The sequence below is a fragment of the Streptomyces cucumeris genome (assembly GCF_024295805.1).
In the GTDB taxonomy this organism is placed as follows: domain Bacteria; phylum Actinomycetota; class Actinomycetes; order Streptomycetales; family Streptomycetaceae; genus Streptomyces; species Streptomyces cucumeris.
Genome location: NZ_JANCLX010000008.1, coordinates 310,146 through 324,768, shown reverse-complemented (window position 1 = coordinate 324,768; position 14,623 = coordinate 310,146). Strand labels below are relative to the sequence as shown.

At 73.4% G+C, this 14,623-nt stretch carries 11 protein-coding genes; 3 read left to right on the top strand and 8 right to left on the bottom strand.

The window, feature by feature from the left end:
* Positions 1 to 1,061 (top strand): NsdA family TPR-like regulatory protein (locus tag NMK44_RS15615; RefSeq protein WP_254743357.1); only part of this gene is annotated, 1,061 nt, incomplete at its 5' end.
* A 559-nt stretch (positions 1,062 to 1,620) separates the two neighbouring features.
* On the opposite strand, the gene NMK44_RS15610 is transcribed toward NMK44_RS15615, so the two are convergent.
* Together NMK44_RS15610 and NMK44_RS15605 are read right to left on the bottom strand one after the other, a co-directional pair.
* Positions 1,621 to 2,934: an NAD(P)/FAD-dependent oxidoreductase gene (locus tag NMK44_RS15610; RefSeq protein WP_254743355.1), complete on the bottom strand. Its 1,314-nt coding sequence runs from the start codon at positions 2,932 to 2,934 to the stop codon at positions 1,621 to 1,623.
* 293 nt (positions 2,935 to 3,227) lie between these two features.
* Positions 3,228 to 4,127: a TIGR01777 family oxidoreductase gene (locus tag NMK44_RS15605; RefSeq protein ID WP_254743353.1), complete on the bottom strand. Its 900-nt coding sequence runs from the start codon at positions 4,125 to 4,127 to the stop codon at positions 3,228 to 3,230.
* Positions 4,128 to 4,193: 66 nt separating this feature from the next.
* Between NMK44_RS15605 and NMK44_RS15600 the strand changes: the two genes are divergently transcribed.
* Entirely contained in the window at positions 4,194 to 4,742 is a 549-nt protein-coding gene (locus NMK44_RS15600; protein ID WP_254743351.1) for a GNAT family N-acetyltransferase, read from the top strand.
* A 43-nt stretch (positions 4,743 to 4,785) separates the two neighbouring features.
* Here NMK44_RS15600 and NMK44_RS15595 read toward each other — a convergent pair whose 3' ends face one another.
* Complete coding sequence (locus NMK44_RS15595; RefSeq protein ID WP_254743405.1) at positions 4,786 to 5,307, bottom strand: DUF4240 domain-containing protein; 522 nt, start codon at positions 5,305 to 5,307, stop codon at positions 4,786 to 4,788.
* A gap of 163 nt (positions 5,308 to 5,470) precedes the next feature.
* Here NMK44_RS15595 and NMK44_RS15590 point away from each other — a divergent pair, with 163 nt between their 5' ends.
* A complete protein-coding gene (locus tag NMK44_RS15590; protein WP_254743349.1) occupies positions 5,471 to 6,421 on the top strand; it encodes an SDR family oxidoreductase in 951 nt (316 codons plus the stop codon).
* 349 nt (positions 6,422 to 6,770) lie between these two features.
* On the opposite strand, the gene NMK44_RS15585 is transcribed toward NMK44_RS15590, so the two are convergent.
* The 5 genes from NMK44_RS15585 to lpdA all read right to left on the bottom strand — a co-directional run bounded on the left by NMK44_RS15585 (position 6,771) and on the right by lpdA (position 14,579).
* A complete protein-coding gene (locus NMK44_RS15585; RefSeq protein ID WP_254743347.1) occupies positions 6,771 to 7,736 on the bottom strand; it encodes a helix-turn-helix transcriptional regulator in 966 nt (321 codons plus the stop codon).
* 115 nt (positions 7,737 to 7,851) lie between these two features.
* Complete coding sequence (gene aceE, locus NMK44_RS15580) at positions 7,852 to 10,530, bottom strand: pyruvate dehydrogenase (acetyl-transferring), homodimeric type (protein ID WP_254743345.1); 2,679 nt, start codon at positions 10,528 to 10,530, stop codon at positions 7,852 to 7,854.
* Positions 10,531 to 10,623: 93 nt separating this feature from the next.
* Entirely contained in the window at positions 10,624 to 11,247 is a 624-nt protein-coding gene (locus NMK44_RS15575) for a GntR family transcriptional regulator (RefSeq protein WP_254743343.1), read from the bottom strand.
* 162 nt (positions 11,248 to 11,409) lie between these two features.
* Complete coding sequence (gene sucB, locus NMK44_RS15570; protein ID WP_254743341.1) at positions 11,410 to 13,140, bottom strand: 2-oxoglutarate dehydrogenase, E2 component, dihydrolipoamide succinyltransferase; 1,731 nt, start codon at positions 13,138 to 13,140, stop codon at positions 11,410 to 11,412.
* Between the two features lie 50 nt (positions 13,141 to 13,190).
* Positions 13,191 to 14,579, bottom strand: coding sequence for a dihydrolipoyl dehydrogenase (gene lpdA / locus NMK44_RS15565; protein ID WP_254743339.1), 1,389 nt, complete (start codon positions 14,577 to 14,579; stop codon positions 13,191 to 13,193).
* Positions 14,580 to 14,623 lie beyond the last annotated feature (44 nt).

The window sequence follows — 14,623 nt, the reverse complement described above, 5'->3', positions numbered from 1 at the left end:
CGGCGGGCGCCGCCGCCGTGGCCTCGGCCGCCGTGCGGCTGCCCGCCCAGGGCGGCCGCCCCGGCGCCCCGCCGGCCACGGCCGGGCGCGTGCCCGCGGCGGGCCGGGCCCCGGTGCCCCGCCAGCGGCAGGCGGACCGCTGTCAGCGCGGCCCCGGCCACCGGGTGACCACCGGGGACATCGCGGCGCTGCGCTCGGTCAGCGAGCTGTTCCGGACGCTGGACCAGACGTACGGCGGCGGCCACGCGCGGCAGGCCCTGGTGCGCTACCTCGAGCACGAGGGCGAGCCGATGCTGCGCGGCACCTACAGCGAGGCGGTGGGGCGGCGGCTGTTCGGGGCGGTCGCGGATCTGACCCGGCTGGCCGGGTGGACCTCCTACGACATCGCCGCCCACGGTCTGGCCCAGCGCTACTTCGTCCAGGCGCTGCGGCTGGCGCAGGCGGCCGGGGACCGGGCGTACGGCAGCTACGTCCTGGTGACGATGAGCCGCCAGGCCGTCTACCTCGGCCACGGCCGTGAGGCCGTGCAGCTTGCCCGGGTGGCCCAGCAGGGCGTCGGCGGCGGTGCGCCGCCGGTGCTCCAGTCGCTCCTGCACGCGGTCGAGGCGCGCGGCCACGGGGTGCTGGGGGAGGTGCGGGCCTGCACGGCCTCGCTCGCCCGTGCGGAGCGGGCGCTGGAGACGGCGCGGCCGGGCGACGACGTGCCGTACTGGGCGCGGTTCTTCGACGAGGCACAGCTCGCGGACGAGTTCGGCCACTGCCACCGCGACCTCCAGCAGTACCGGGCCGCCGCCCAGCACGCCGAGCGCTCGCTCCAACTGCGCGGCAACGGATACGCGCGCAGCAGGCTGTTCTGCCGGGTGGTGCTGGCCACCGCGCGGCTGGGCCTCGGCGAGCTGGAGCAGGCGTGCGCGCTGGGCGCCGAGGCGGCACAGCAGGCGTCCGAGATGCGGTCGATGCGGGCGCTGGACTACGTACGGGACTTTGAGCGCCGTCTCGAGCCGTACCGCGACGCGGCCCCGGTGCGGGGCTACCGGGAGCGCGTAGCCGCCCTCCAGTAGCCCTGCGGGCGGCCTACGGCCCTCCGTGGGGCATGGCCGGATACCGGCCGTCCCGGGGCACGATCCAGGCCAGCCGCCGGCCGAGCCCGTGCCGGGGGCTCAGCGCCCCCACGGGGGGCGTGTCCGCCCGGCGGCCGCTCCCGGCCGTGGGGTCCCTGACGGGCCGCACGGGGGCGTCCAGCGGCCGGGCAGCGGCTCGGGTCCGCTCGCTGGATCGGGCCAGTGGCCCGGCGCTCCCACGGGCGTGTGTCCGGCCGGTGGCCGGACAGCGGCAGGACTCGGCGGGCCCCTGCGGGCGCCGGCGGGCGCAAAGCGGCGGTGCCGGGGTCTGGAGGGGCCACGAGCCGCTGCCCGTTCGCCGGAGGTGGCCCGCGCGCCCCCACAGGGCCTCCGGCCGGTGGCAGCGGCGGCAACCGGCAGCGCGCGAGGGGCTGTCGGTCGCCGGACCGGTCCGTGGCCGTCGTGCTGGTGGCCTGAGCCGGGCCGTGGGGCCGGCGTGTCCCCGCGCGGGCGCGTCAGCCCTCATGCGGGGGCAGCGCCCGGGCCGGGGGCCGCCGGGTCAGGCTGCGGCGGGGAGGGTGGTGCCGGAGCCTGGCGGGGCTCCGAAGTCGGTGAGCACCGCGCGGGCGGCGCGGCGGCCGGAGACGAGCGCGCCCTGCACCGTGCTGGAGTCGCGGTGGTCGCCGCAGACGTACAGCCCGGACAGCAGCCGCACCGGACGGCGCAGGTCGTGGGGTGCGGGCATGGCCGGGACGGCGTACGGGTCGTGGTGGGCGGCCAGCAGCTCCCAGCGGGCCGTGGACGCGCCGTAGACGGCGGCCAGTTGGTCGCGGGCGGCCCGGTCGAGTTCGGCGGTGGGGCGTCCGGCGGCGGGGCCGAGCACCGTGGAGGTGATCAGCACCCGGCCGGGCGGGGTGCGCGAGGGGTCCACCTCGCTGGCCACCATGGTGTGTGCCACCGGCCCCGGGCCGTCGGCCGCGAGGACCAGCGCGGGTTCGCGCAGCGGTGGGCGGTCGGCGGTGTGGTGCAGCACCGTCACCGGGTGGAAGGCCGGGAGCCGCAGACCGGGCAGGAGCGCGGCGGCGTCGTGCGCCCCCGTGGCCACCAGGACCGCGCGACAGCCGATCTCACCGTGTTCCGCGGTCGCCACGGCGGTGGTGGAGGCCGCGACGGCGCGGACGCCGGTGTGGACCGTCCCCGGCGGCAGGGTGGCCGCCAGCAGTTCGGGGACGGTGGACGCGCCGCCCGCCGGAAGGCAGAGGCGGCCGCGTGCGTAGCCGCGCAGGGCCAGATCGGCACAGCGGCTCGAGGTGTTCAGCTCCGGGTCGCTGAGCAGCGACACCAGGAGCGGGCGCAGCACCCCCTGGACCGTGCGGGCAGGTAGGCCCCGCCCCCCCAGGGTCTCGTGGACCGGCCGGTCGGGGCGGGCGAGCAGACGGTCCGCGGGCAGGGCGGCGAGCCTGCCGAGCGCGGCACCGAGTCGGGCCTGGTCGAGCCCGTTGCCCAGGGGCGCACGGGCGGCGTTCGCCAAAGCGCGCGCCGACGTGAATGCGCCCCTCATGCTCCGGGGGGTGCCGAACCGCTGGGTGCGTCCCTCGCTGTGGACCAGCAGGCCCTGGGTGAACGGGCGCAGGGCGAGGGAGCCGAGTCCCGGAGCGCGCCGCAGCTCCGGGAACGAGGTGTTCATCAACTGTCCGGTGCGGTCGAGCCGGAAGCCGTCCACGCTGTCCGTCGCCATCCGGCCGCCCACCCGTGGCGCGGCCTCCAGGACCGTGACCGACACCCCCGCGCCGGCCAGCAGTTGAGCCGCGGCCAGCCCCGCGAGACCGGCTCCCACGATGACGACGTCCGTGCGGTGCGCGCTGCTGAGCACGTGCCCTCCTCGAGGTCGGTGCGTTCGCTACGGAGGCCTGATGCCCCAACCAGCGGGCCGGAAGCGTGAGTCCCGCGACACGGAGCGTGAGGTGGATAACGCGTGGACGTACTTGACGGTAGTCAGAAAAACGTTCGAGGGCAGTCGCGCATCGACCGAGCACGGTCGCACGACGGTCGCACACCGGTCATCCACCGGTCGGAATTCCGTCCGCCGGAGCGGGGTTGACGCACCTCCGGCCCTCCGGACGCCGCCCCGTGCACCCCCTCCGCAGAACGTTCGGCGGACCGCGCTCAGCGCTGCTCCTTGAGCGCCGCGCGCAGGGCCTCGTCGATATGCGGGTAGGTGAAGGAGAAGCCGGAGTCCATCAGCCGCCGGGGCAGCGCCCGTACGCTCCCGAGCACGTCGCCGGACATCTCGCCCAGGGCGATCCGCAGCGCCGGGGACGGCACGCTCAACACCGTGGGCCGGTGCAGCACCCGGCCCATGGCCGCCGTGACCTCGCGGTTCGTGACCGGTGTGGGGGCGGTGAGGTTGACCGGCCCGGAGAGTTCCTCGGAGGCGATCACATGGCGCAGCGCGGCGATGTGGTCGTACAGGGCGATAAAGCTCCAGTACTGGCGGCCGTTGCCCATCCGTCCGCCCAGCCCCGCCTTGAACAGGGGGAACAGCCGCCCCCACGCCCCGCCTTCGGGCGCGACGACCAGTCCGGTGCGCGCGAACACCGTGCGGATGCCCGCCTCCTGGGCGGCCCCGGCCGCGTCCTCCCACTCCTGGCAGAGATCGGCGAGAAAGCCGTCACCGGGGGGCGCGTTCTCGTCCACGGCGCGCGCCCCCGTGTCCCCGTAGAACCCGATGGCGCTCCCGCTGATCAGCACCCGCGGCGGAGTGTCCAGGGAGGCCACGGCATCGGCGATGGCGGCGGTGCCCAGCACCCGGCTGTCCCGCAGCTCGCGCTTGTACGCGTCGGTCCAGCGGTGGTCGCCGATCCCGGCACCCGCGAGGTGGACCACCGCGTCGCACCCCGTCAGCCCCGCGGTGTCCACCCACTGCCGCTGCGGATCCCACTCCACCTCGCCCTCGCCGCGCGGGGTGCGCCGCACCAGCCGGACGGTCTCGTGGCCGTCCTCGCGCAGTGAGCGGAGGAGAGCCGTGCCGATGAGTCCGGTGGAGCCGGTGACCGCGATACGCATGGCACCATCCTGCCCCCGATCTTGAGGGTGATGTCGGACGACGGGGCCGGTGGCACACTGACCGGCATGTCCGAGCCGACCCTGCCCACCCGTCCCGCCGGATCCCTCCGCGCCACCGGTGAGGGGGAGTTGACCGTCCGTGCCGCCGTGGCGGACGACGAGACCGCGCTGGCCGCACTGGACCGGCGCGCCTGGTCGCCGGTGCACTCGGTGCAGCCGCGCCCCGAGCCGCCCTACGCCACCTTCTTCACCGACCGCAACCTCCCCGAGCACATCCTGGTGGCCGAGACCGGCGGGCACCCCGTCGGCTATCTCCGGCTCGTCGCGGCGATCCCGCTGGCCTCCAACGCCCATGTGCGGCAGATCCAGGGGCTCGCGGTCGACGAGCGGGCGCGCGGCAAGGGTGTGGCGCGGGCGCTGCTGGCCGCCGCGTACGAGCGGGCCCGGCAGGCGGGCGCCACCCGCATCACGCTGCGGGTGCTGGGCCCCAACACCCCCGCGCGGCGGCTGTACGAGTCCGAGGGGTTCACCGTGGAGGGCGTCCTGCCGGGGGAGTTCCTGATCGAGGGGAGCTACGTGGACGACGTCCTGATGGGCCGCGGCCTGACCGCCTGACCACCGGGCCGCCTGACCCCGCGCCGCCCGCGGGCACCGGGGATCAGATCCGGAAGCGCTCCCAGAGCCGGGGGTAGCGCTCCGCCAGCTCACGGTCGTTCTCGAAGTCGATGGCCACGCCCCCCGGTTCGTCCGGCGGCCCCGGAAGCCCCAGCTCCGGCAGGGCCGCCCCGGTCAGCCGCTCATACGCCTCGTCCGCCGCGAACCCCAGGTCCTCGCAGTCCCCGTCCACCTGGTCGTCGAAGTCGTCCAGCAGCTCGGCGAGGGCGTCCGGCTCGTGCAGCGCCCCCTCGAAGACCTCCCGGCCCTGGCCGATCAGCCAGAAGCGGAACGCCTCGAACGCATCGTCGCTGACCCCGCCCAGCAGCACCCAGGCCGCACCCCACAGATCCCAGCGGTAGGCCCGGTCGGAGCGGGCCTCGAAATGCCGCGCGAAGTCCAGCACGGCGTCCGGGTCGAGCTGGGACAGTCGCTCGACGAGCACGTCGGACTGGTCCTCGGGGTCGCCCTCGGCGGCCTCCCGAGCGCTGTCGACCAGCCCCCAGAACTCCGTCTCGTCCATCATCACGGGACCAGGATCGGCCCTCCCCGGCGCGCCCGCACGCGGAGCGACCCGGATGCGGCCCTCTCGTTATGGAGAGCGACCCCGCTGCCGGGGACCCGGGAAAAGTGCGAACAAAAAGCGACAGAAGATGTCGGGATTTCCTGCGAGCGTCGAACGCACAGCCATGACGGACACCCATCGAAGGGACAGCTACGTGAGCACTCAGGGCGCACTGGCGGGCAGGATCGCACTCGTCGCGGGGGCGACCCGCGGCGCGGGCCGCGCGATGGCGGTCGAGCTGGGGGCGGCCGGCGCCACCGTCTATGTGACCGGACGCACCACACGGGAGCGGGCCAGCGAGGTCGGCCGGACCACCGAGACCATCGAGGAGACGGCCGAACTGGTCACCGCCGCGGGCGGTGAGGGCATCGCGGTGCCCACCGATCACCTGGAGCCGGAGCGGGTACAGCAGCTCGTCGAGCGCATCGACCGGGAGCGGGGGCGGCTGGACATCCTGGTCAACGACCTCTGGGGCGGTGAGGCGCTGATCGAGTTCGACAAGAAGACCTGGGAGACGAATCTGACGAGCGGGCTGCGGATGCTCCGGCTCGGTATCGAGACCCATCTGATCACCCTCTACTACGCGCTGCCGCTGCTGGTCCGGAACCCGGGCGGGCTGGTGGTCGAGATCACCGACGGCAACGAGGAGTTCAACAAGACCTACCGGGTGAACCTCTTCTTCGACATCACCAAGAACGCGCCCATCCGGACCGCCTTCGGGCTCGCCCAGGAGCTGAAGGAGTTCGACGCCACGGCGGTGTGCCTGTCCCCGGGGTTCCTGCGCTCCGAGCAGATGCTGGACCACTTCGGGGTGACCGAGGAGAACTGGCGGGACGCGGTGGAGCAGGAACCGCATTTCGGCATCGCCGAGACACCGCACTTCGTCGGGCGGGCGGTGGCCGCGCTCGCCGCCGATCCGGACCGGGCCCGCTGGAGCGGGAAGTCCGTCTTCAGCGGTGAGCTGGCCAAGGTCTACGGCTTCACCGACCTCGACGGCTCCCGGCCGGACGGCGTCGGCTACTTCCGCGACATCGTCTTCGGCGGCAAGGAGGGCACGGCGGAGGACTACCGCTAGCGCCCATCGGCCGAGGTTCGCCCCGCTCGCCGCCCTGGCCCGGCCGCGCCCGGCTACCGCCGGGAGGTGCCCCGCGGCGTTGCCGCCCGGACTTCGGGGCACACCTCGGCTGACGCGGCACGAGCGCTCCGCGGCGGGGAGCCGCGTCACCGGCCACGGCGCGGCAGCGGACGCGGGACGCCTCGCGCAGCGCCGCCCGCTGAGCGGTGTCGCCGAGGTCCGGGCGGGTCGGTTGCGCGCCGCAGGGGCGCGGGGCCGTGTCGATGTGCGGCTCCGCCGCGTGGGCGCGACCGGCCACCACGTGGCCGCGGATGCGGGACGGCGCCTCCCGGCACCTCCTCGCGGAGCGCTACCCGTAGAGCCGGGCAGCGCGCCGCGCTGCCTCGGCGAACCGCTCCCGCAGCTCCGGCGGCTCCAGCACCTCGGCCTCCGGGCCGAGGGCCAGTAGCTGCCCGAAGGCCACCTCCTGCGACTCGACGGCCAGAGTGACGGTGATCCGCCCCTGTCCGTCGGGCTCCCCGGCGCCGCGCACCGCCTCCTCGGCGGCCGTGCGGTCGGTGACGTAGGGAAGCTGCCGGGCGCCCTCCGGGGTGAGCCGCAGCACGGTCCGTTCGCGCAGGATCGAGCGTGCGAACTGGGCCGCCCGTTCCTCCCAGAAGGAGGGCAGCTCGAACTCCCCGGCCCGCTCGAAGCGGTCCTCACCGGGTTCGACGGAGACGAAGCGGTCCACCCGGTACACCCGGAAGTCGCCCTCCGCACGGGCCGCCAGGTACCAGACGCCCGCCTTGAGCACGAGGCCGTACGGCTCCAGCTCCCGGGCCACCTCGGTGTCCCGGCGCCGGTAGCGGACGGTGATCCGCCGGTCGTCCCAGACCGCGTCGGCCAGCGGTGGCAGCAGCTCGGGTGTCTGCGGCTCCTGCCACCAGCCGGGGGCGTCCAGATGGAAGCGCTGGGCCACGCTGTAGGAGGCGTCCCGCAGCTCCGGCAGCAGGGCCGCGGAGACCTTCAGCCGGGCCGCGGAGGCGGCGTCGCCGAGCCCCATCTCGCGCAGCGCGGACGGTACGCCGGAGAGGAACAGCGCCTCGGCCTCCGCCCGGCCGAGCCCGGTGAGCCGGGTGCGGTAGCCGCCGATGAGCCGGTACCCCCCGGCGCGGCCCCGGTCCGCGTAGACGGGGACACCCGCCTCGGAGAGCGCGGCGGCGTCGCGGGTGACGGTCCGCTCGGAGACCTCCAGCTCACGGGCGAGCTCGGCCCCCGTCATCGAGGGCCGGGCCTGGAGCAGAAGCACCATCTTGATCAGCCGGGCAGCGCGCACCCGCCCATCATGCCCCTCAGCGGCGCGGGCCCCCGGCGGAAGCGGCGGGCGCATGAGAACCGCCGTCGTGCGACCGCGAGACGCGGCCGCACGACGGCGGAGCCGGGGGCGGGCCTCAGAGCCCGTAGTGGCGCGCGGCCTCCTTGGCGGCGGTGCCGTTCACCTCGCCGCGGCGGGCCAGCCGGTCCAGGGCCGCCACCACGATCGCCGGGGCGTCCACCCCGAAGTGGCGGCGGGCCGCCTCCCGGGTGTCGGAGAGGCCGAAGCCGTCGGTGCCCAGGGAGGACCAGTCCTGTTCGACCCACTGGCTGATCTGGTCCGGTACCGCGCGCATCCAGTCGCTGACCGCGAGGACCGGGCCCGGTGCGCCTGCCAGGGCACGGGTGACGTACGGGACCCGGTCTTCGCCATTGAGCCGCGCCGTGTCACAGGACAGGGCGTCACGGCGCAGCTCGCTCCAGGAGGTGGCGGACCACACGTCGGCGGCCACACCCCAGTCGTCGGCGAGGAGTTTCTGGGCCTCCAGCACCCAGTGGATGGCGGTGCCGGAGGCGAGGAGCTGGATCCGGGGCGCTTCGGCGGCGGGCGCCTCGGCCTCCCGGTAGCGGTACAGGCCCTTGAGGATGCCCTCCTCGACGCCCTCGCCCGACGGCATGGGCGGCTGGACCTTGGTCTCGTTGTAGACGGTCAGGTAGTAGAAGACGTCCTCGGCGTCCGGACCGTACATCCGCCGCAGTCCGTCCCGCACGATCACCCCGACCTCGTAGGCGAACGCCGGGTCGTAGGCGAGCGCCGCCGGGTTGGTGGAGGCGATCAGATGCGAATGGCCGTCGGCGTGCTGGAGGCCCTCACCGGTCATGGTGGTGCGGCCCGCGGTGGCGCCGATCAGGAAGCCGCGGCCGAGCTGGTCGGCGAGCGCCCACATCTGGTCGGCGGTGCGCTGCCAGCCGAACATCGAATAGAAGATGTAGAACGGGATCATCGGCTCGCCGTGGGTCGCGTACGACGTGGCGGCGGCGGTGAAGTCGGCCATCGAACCGGCCTCGGTGATCCCCTCGTTGAGGATCTGACCGTTCGCGGCCTCCTTGTAGTACAGGAGCTGATCGCGGTCGACCGGGTCATAGGTCTGGCCGAGCGGGGAGTAGATCCCGGCGGTCGGGAACAGCGACTCCATGCCGAAGGTCCGCGCCTCGTCGGGCACGATCGGCACCCAGCGCTTCCCGGTCTCCTTGTCCCGCATCAGATCCTTGACCAGCCGGACGAAGGCCATGGTGGTGGCGATCTCCTGGCTGCCGGACCCCTTGGCCAGGGCCTCGAACGGCTTGGCCGCGGGCTCGGGCAGGGCCACCGGGTGGACCTTGCGGGCGGGGGCGGGGCCGCCGAGCGCGGCGCGGCGCTCCTGGAGGTAGCGCACCTCGGGGGAGTCGGCGCCGGGGTGGGCGTACGGGACGAGCTCATCGGCCAGCTCGCTGTCCGGGATGGGCAGCTCCAGGAGGTCGCGCATGGTGCGGAACTCCTTGCCGGTGAGCTTCTTCATCTGGTGGTTGGCGTTGCGCGACTCGAAGCCGGGGCCGAGCGTCCAGCCCTTGACGGTCTGCGCGAGGACCACGGTCGGGGCGCCCTTGTGGTCCATGGCGGCGCGGTAGGCCGCGTGCACCTTGCGCGGCTCGTGGCCCGCCCGGGAGGTGTGGAAGCACTCGGTGAGCTTGGCGTCGGTGACGCCCCGGGCGAGCCGGGCCAGCTCCGGGTCGGCGCCGAAGAAGTGCTCGCGGATGTAGGCGGCGTCGCGGGTGGCGTAGGTCTGGAACTGGCCGTCCGGTACCTCGCGCAGCCTGCGCACCAGCGCGCCCGAGGTGTCCAGCGCGAACAGCTCGTCCCAGGCCGAGCCCCACAGGGACTTGACCACGTTCCACCCGGCGGCGCGGAACTGCGCCTCCAGCTCCTGGACGATCTTGAAGTTGGCGCGCACCGGGCCGTCGAGCCGCTGGAGGTTGCAGTTGATGACGAAGGTCAGATTGTCCAGGCCCTCGCGCCCGGCCAGGGCGAGCGCGGCGGTGGACTCGGGCTCGTCCATCTCGCCGTCGCCGAGGAAGGCCCAGACGTGGGAGCCCGCGGTGTCCTTGATGCCGCGGTTCGCCAGATAGCGGTTGAACCGGGCCTGGTAGATCGCGGAGAGCGGGCCGAGGCCCATCGAGACGGTCGGGAACTCCCACAGCCAGGGCAGCCGCCGCGGATGCGGGTAGGAGGGCAGCCCGTCACCGCCCGTCTCGCGCCGGAAGCGGTCGAGGTGGTGCTCGGTCAGTCGGCCGTCGAGGAACGCGCGGGCGTAGACACCGGGGGAGGCGTGGCCCTGGATGTAGAGCTGGTCACCGGAACCGCCCGGGGCCTCCTTGCCGCGGAAGAAGTGCTGGAAGCCGGTCTCGTAGAGCCAGGCGGCGGAGGCGAAGGTGGCGATATGGCCGCCGAGGCCGTCCCGGCTGCCGCGGGTGACCATCGCCGCCGCGTTCCACCGGTTCCAGGCGGTGATCCGCCGCTCCATCTCCTCGTCACCGGGGAAGGCGGGCTCCGCGGCGGTCGGGATGGTGTTGACGTAGTCCGACTCCAGCAGCGGCGGCAGTGCGAGCCCGGTGCCCTCCGCGCGCTCCAGGGTGCGGCGCATCAGGTACGCGGCGCGGTGCGGACCGGCGGCCTGGGTGACGGCCGTGAGCGAGGCGCCCCACTCCGCGGTCTCCTCGGGGTCCCGGTCGGGGATCTGGTCGAGCGCACTCGGCTGCGTGCTGGCGAGATCGGTCATGCTGCCGACTGTAAGTTCTGATCGATGATCGATCAAAGCCCCGGAGCGAAAAAAGTACTCCGTACCGCGAAAATGGCATTCCGTGCCGCGAAATCAGGCACGCGGTGCACAGCCGAGCACATGCTCCTTCACGAGTTCACCCACCCGCGGGTCCCGGCGCCGGAAGGCGTCCACGACCGCCTGGTGCTCCTCGGCGTAGGACTGCTGCACGGTGCCCAGCCACCGGATGGACAGCGTCGTCCAGATCTCGATGCCCAGCGACTCCCAGGTGTGCAGCAGCACGCTGTTCCCCGAGGCCCGCACCAGCTCGCGGTGGAAGGCCACGGTGTGCCGGACCTGCGCCTCGCCGTCGGCCTTGCGGTCCGCCTCGTACAGCGCCCGCACCTCGGGCTCCAGGGCTGAGGTGTCCTCGGCCAGCCGGGGCGCGGCCAGCTCCGCCGCCATCTGCTCCAGTCCGGCCCGTACCGGATAGATCTCCTCGAGGTCGGATGCGGTCAGGTTCCGCACCCGGACGCCCTTGTTGGGAGCCGACTCGATCAGCCGCAGGGATTCCAGCTCCCGCAGCGCCTCGCGGACAGGGGTCTGGCTGACCTCCAGTTCCGTCGCGATCCGCCGCTCCACGATCCGCTCGCCCGGCTTCCAGCGCCCGCTGACGATCCCCTCCACGATGTGCTCGCGGATCTGCTCGCGCAGCGAGTGGACGACGGGCGGGGCCATGGGGCGCTCCTTCGGGACCAATGGTGAACGGAAGTCATTATCCAGGCGGCGGAACGCCCCGCGGACCGTCTGCCCCGTAAGGGGCCCCGGAAATGGGCCGCGCCCCGCACGGAAAACCCGTGCGGGGCGCGGCGGTAGCCGTCGGCGTCAGCCGTGGGCCGGTCAGAGGCCGAGCTCGACCTCGAACTCACCGGCCTCCAGGATCTCCTTGACGGCCGACAGGTAGCGGGCCGCGTCGGCACCGTCCACCAGGCGGTGGTCGTAGGAGAGCGTCAGGTACGTCATGTCCCGGACGCCGATGACGGTGCCCTCCGGGGTCTCCATGACGGCCGGGCGCTTCACCGTGGCGCCGATGCCCAGGATCGCGACCTGGTTCGGCGGCACGATGATCGTGTCGAACAGCGCACCGCGCGAACCGGTGTTGCTGATCGTGAAGGTCGCGCCGGCCAGCTCGTCGGGCGTGATCTTGTTACCGCGCACCTTGCCCGCCAGATCGGCGGTGGCCTTGGCGATACCGGCCAGGTTGAGGTTGCCCGCACCCTTGATGACCGGGGTCATCAGGCCCTTCTCGGAGTCCACGGCGATGCCGACGTTCTCCGAGTCGAAGTAGGTGATGGTGCCCTCGTCCTCGTTGATCCGGGCGTTGATGACCGGGTGGGCCTTCAGCGCCTGGGCCGCGGCCTTGACGAAGAACGGCATCGGGGAGAGCTTGACGCCTTCACGGGCCGCGAACGAGTCCTTGGCCTGCGTGCGCAGCTTCATCAGCCGGGTGACGTCGACCTCGACGACCGAGGAAAGCTGGGCCTGGCCGTGCAGCGCCTTCATCATGTTGTCGCCGATGACCTTGCGCATGCGGGTCATCTTGACGGTCTGACCGCGCAGCGGGGACGCCTCGAGCACCGGGGCCTTCTTGGCGGCCGGCGCGGCGGCGGCCGGAGCCGGGGCAGCGGCGGCGGCCTTGGCGGCCTCGGCGGCGGCGATGACGTCCTGCTTGCGGATCCGGCCGCCGACGCCGGTGCCCTTGACGGTGGCCAGGTCGACGCCGTTCTCGGCGGCGAGCTTGCGCACCAGCGGGGTCACATAGGCGCCCTCGGCCTCGGGGGCGGAGGGGGCGGGGATCGACGGGGCGGCCGGCGCGGCCGGGGTGGCCGCCGGAGCCGGGGCGGCGGGCGCCTGCGGAGCCGGAGCCTGCTGGACCGGCTCGGGAGCCGGGGCCGGGGCGGGAGCCTCCTGCTTCGGCGCCTCCTGCGGGGCCGGGGCGGCCGGGGCCGGTGCGGCGGCCGGAGCGGCCCCCGCGGCGCCGATGACGGCCAGCTTGGCGCCGACCTCGGCGGTCTCGTCCTCGGCGACCAGGATCTCCAGCAGGGTGCCCGCGGCCGGGGCCGGGATCTCGGTGTCGACCTTGTCGGTGGAGACCTCCAGGAGCGGCTCGTCGGCCTCGACCGAGTCACCGACCTCCTTGAGCCAGCGGGTGACGGTGCCCTCGGTCACCGACTCGCCGAGCGCCGGAAGCACCACGTCGGTGCCCTCGGCGCCACCGGCCGGGGCGGCCGCGGCGGGCTCGGGAGCCGGGGCCTCGGCGGCCGGGGCGGGCTCGGGCTGCGCCGCCGGAGCGGGCTCCTCCGCCGGGGCGGGGGTCTCGGCGGGGGCGCCGCCGCCGTCGTCGATGACGGCGAGCTCGGCGCCGACCTCGACCGTCTCGTCCTCGGCGACCTTGATGGACGACAGCACACCGGCCGCCGGGGCCGGGATCTCGGTGTCGACCTTGTCGGTGGAGACTTCGAGCAGTGGCTCGTCGGCCTCGACACGCTCACCCTCGGCCTTGAGCCAACGGGTGACGGTGCCCTCGGTCACGCTCTCGCCGAGCGCCGGCAGGGTTACGGAAACCGCCATGGTTTCGGTTGCTCCTTAACGATCTGTACGGATGGTTCGCGCTCGAACGATTAGTCGTGGGAGTGCAGCGGCTTGCCGGCCAGGGCCAGGTGGGCCTCGCCGAGCGCCTCGTTCTGGGTCGGGTGGGCGTGGACGAGCTGTGCGACCTCGGCCGGCAGCGCCTCCCAGTTGTAGATGAGCTGGGCTTCGCCGACCTGCTCGCCCATCCGGTCACCCACCATGTGGACACCGACGACGGCGCCGTCGCGGACCTGGACGAGCTTGATCTCGCCCGCGGTCTTGAGGATCTTGCTCTTGCCGTTGCCCGCGAGGTTGTACTTCAGGGCGACGACCTTGTCCGCGCCGTACAGCTCCTTGGCCTTGGCCTCGGTGATGCCGACGGAGGCGACCTCGGGGTGGCAGTACGTGACCCGCGGCACACCGTCGTAGTCGATCGGGACGGTCTTCTGACCGGCCAGCCGCTCGGCCACCAGCATGCCCTCGGCGAAGCCGACGTGGGCGAGCTGGAGGGTGGGGACCAGGTCACCGACGGCGGAGATGGTCGGGACGTTGGTCTGCATGTACTCGTCGACCAGGACATAGCCGCGGTCCATGGCGACCCCGGCCTCCTCGTAGCCCAGGCCCTGCGAGACCGGGCCGCGGCCGACGGCCACGAGCAGCAGCTCGGCCTCGAAGGTCTTGCCGTTCTCCAGCGAGACCTTGACGCCGTCGGCGGTGTACTCGACGCCCGAGAAGCGGGAGCCGAGGGAGAAGTTGATACCGCGCTTGCGGAAGGCGCGCTCCAGCAGCTTGGAGCTGCTCTCGTCCTCGACCGGGACGAGGTGGGGGAGCGCCTCGACGATGGTGATGTCGGCCCCGAAGGACTTCCACGCGGAGGCGAACTCGACGCCGATGACACCGCCGCCCAGCACGATCGCGGACTTCGGCACCCGGTCCAGCACCAGGGCGTGGTCCGAGGAGATGACGCGGTTGCCGTCGATCTCGAGACCGGGGAGCGACTTCGGCACCGAACCGGTGGCGAGCAGGATGTGGCGGCCGGTGTAGCGCTCGCCGTTCACATCGACCGAGGTCGGGGAGGACAGCCGGCCCTCGCCCGTCACATAGGTGACCTTGCGGGACGCGATCAGACCCTGGAGGCCCTTGTACAGGCCCGTGACCACGCCGTCCTTGTACTTGTGCACACCCTCGATGTCGATGCCCTCGAAGGTGGTATTCACACCGAATTCCGAGCCCTCGCGGGCCTGGTCGGCGATCTCACCGGCGTGCAGCAGAGCCTTGGTGGGGATGCAGCCGCGGTGCAGGCAGGTGCCGCCCAGCTTGTCCTTCTCGATCAGGGCGACGTCCAGACCCAGCTGCGCCGCGCGCAGGGCAGCGGCGTAACCGCCGCTACCGCCTCCGAGGATCACTAGGTCGAAAACGGTGCTGGCGTCGTTCGCCACGTCACGTCCTCCATGCATGGTGCGCCGGAGCCGGCCGTCGGTCG

What these genes read in the sequence shown, in the direction of transcription:
- NMK44_RS15605 (WP_254743353.1), bottom strand. Translation starts at nt 4,127, where the DNA reads ATGCGTATCGCGGTCACCGGCTCCACCGGACTCATCGGCACGGCTCTC.
- NMK44_RS15600 (WP_254743351.1), top strand. Translation starts at nt 4,194, where the DNA reads ATGTCCGAGCCGACCCTGCCCACCCGTCCCGCCGGATCCCTCCGCGCC.
- NMK44_RS15595 (WP_254743405.1), bottom strand. Translation starts at nt 5,307, where the DNA reads ATGATGGACGAGACGGAGTTCTGGGGGCTGGTCGACAGCGCTCGGGAG.
- NMK44_RS15590 (WP_254743349.1), top strand. Translation starts at nt 5,471, where the DNA reads ATGACGGACACCCATCGAAGGGACAGCTACGTGAGCACTCAGGGCGCA.
- aceE (WP_254743345.1), bottom strand. Translation starts at nt 10,530, where the DNA reads ATGACCGATCTCGCCAGCACGCAGCCGAGTGCGCTCGACCAGATCCCC.
- NMK44_RS15575 (WP_254743343.1), bottom strand. Translation starts at nt 11,247, where the DNA reads ATGGCCCCGCCCGTCGTCCACTCGCTGCGCGAGCAGATCCGCGAGCAC.
- sucB (WP_254743341.1), bottom strand. Translation starts at nt 13,140, where the DNA reads ATGGCGGTTTCCGTAACCCTGCCGGCGCTCGGCGAGAGCGTGACCGAG.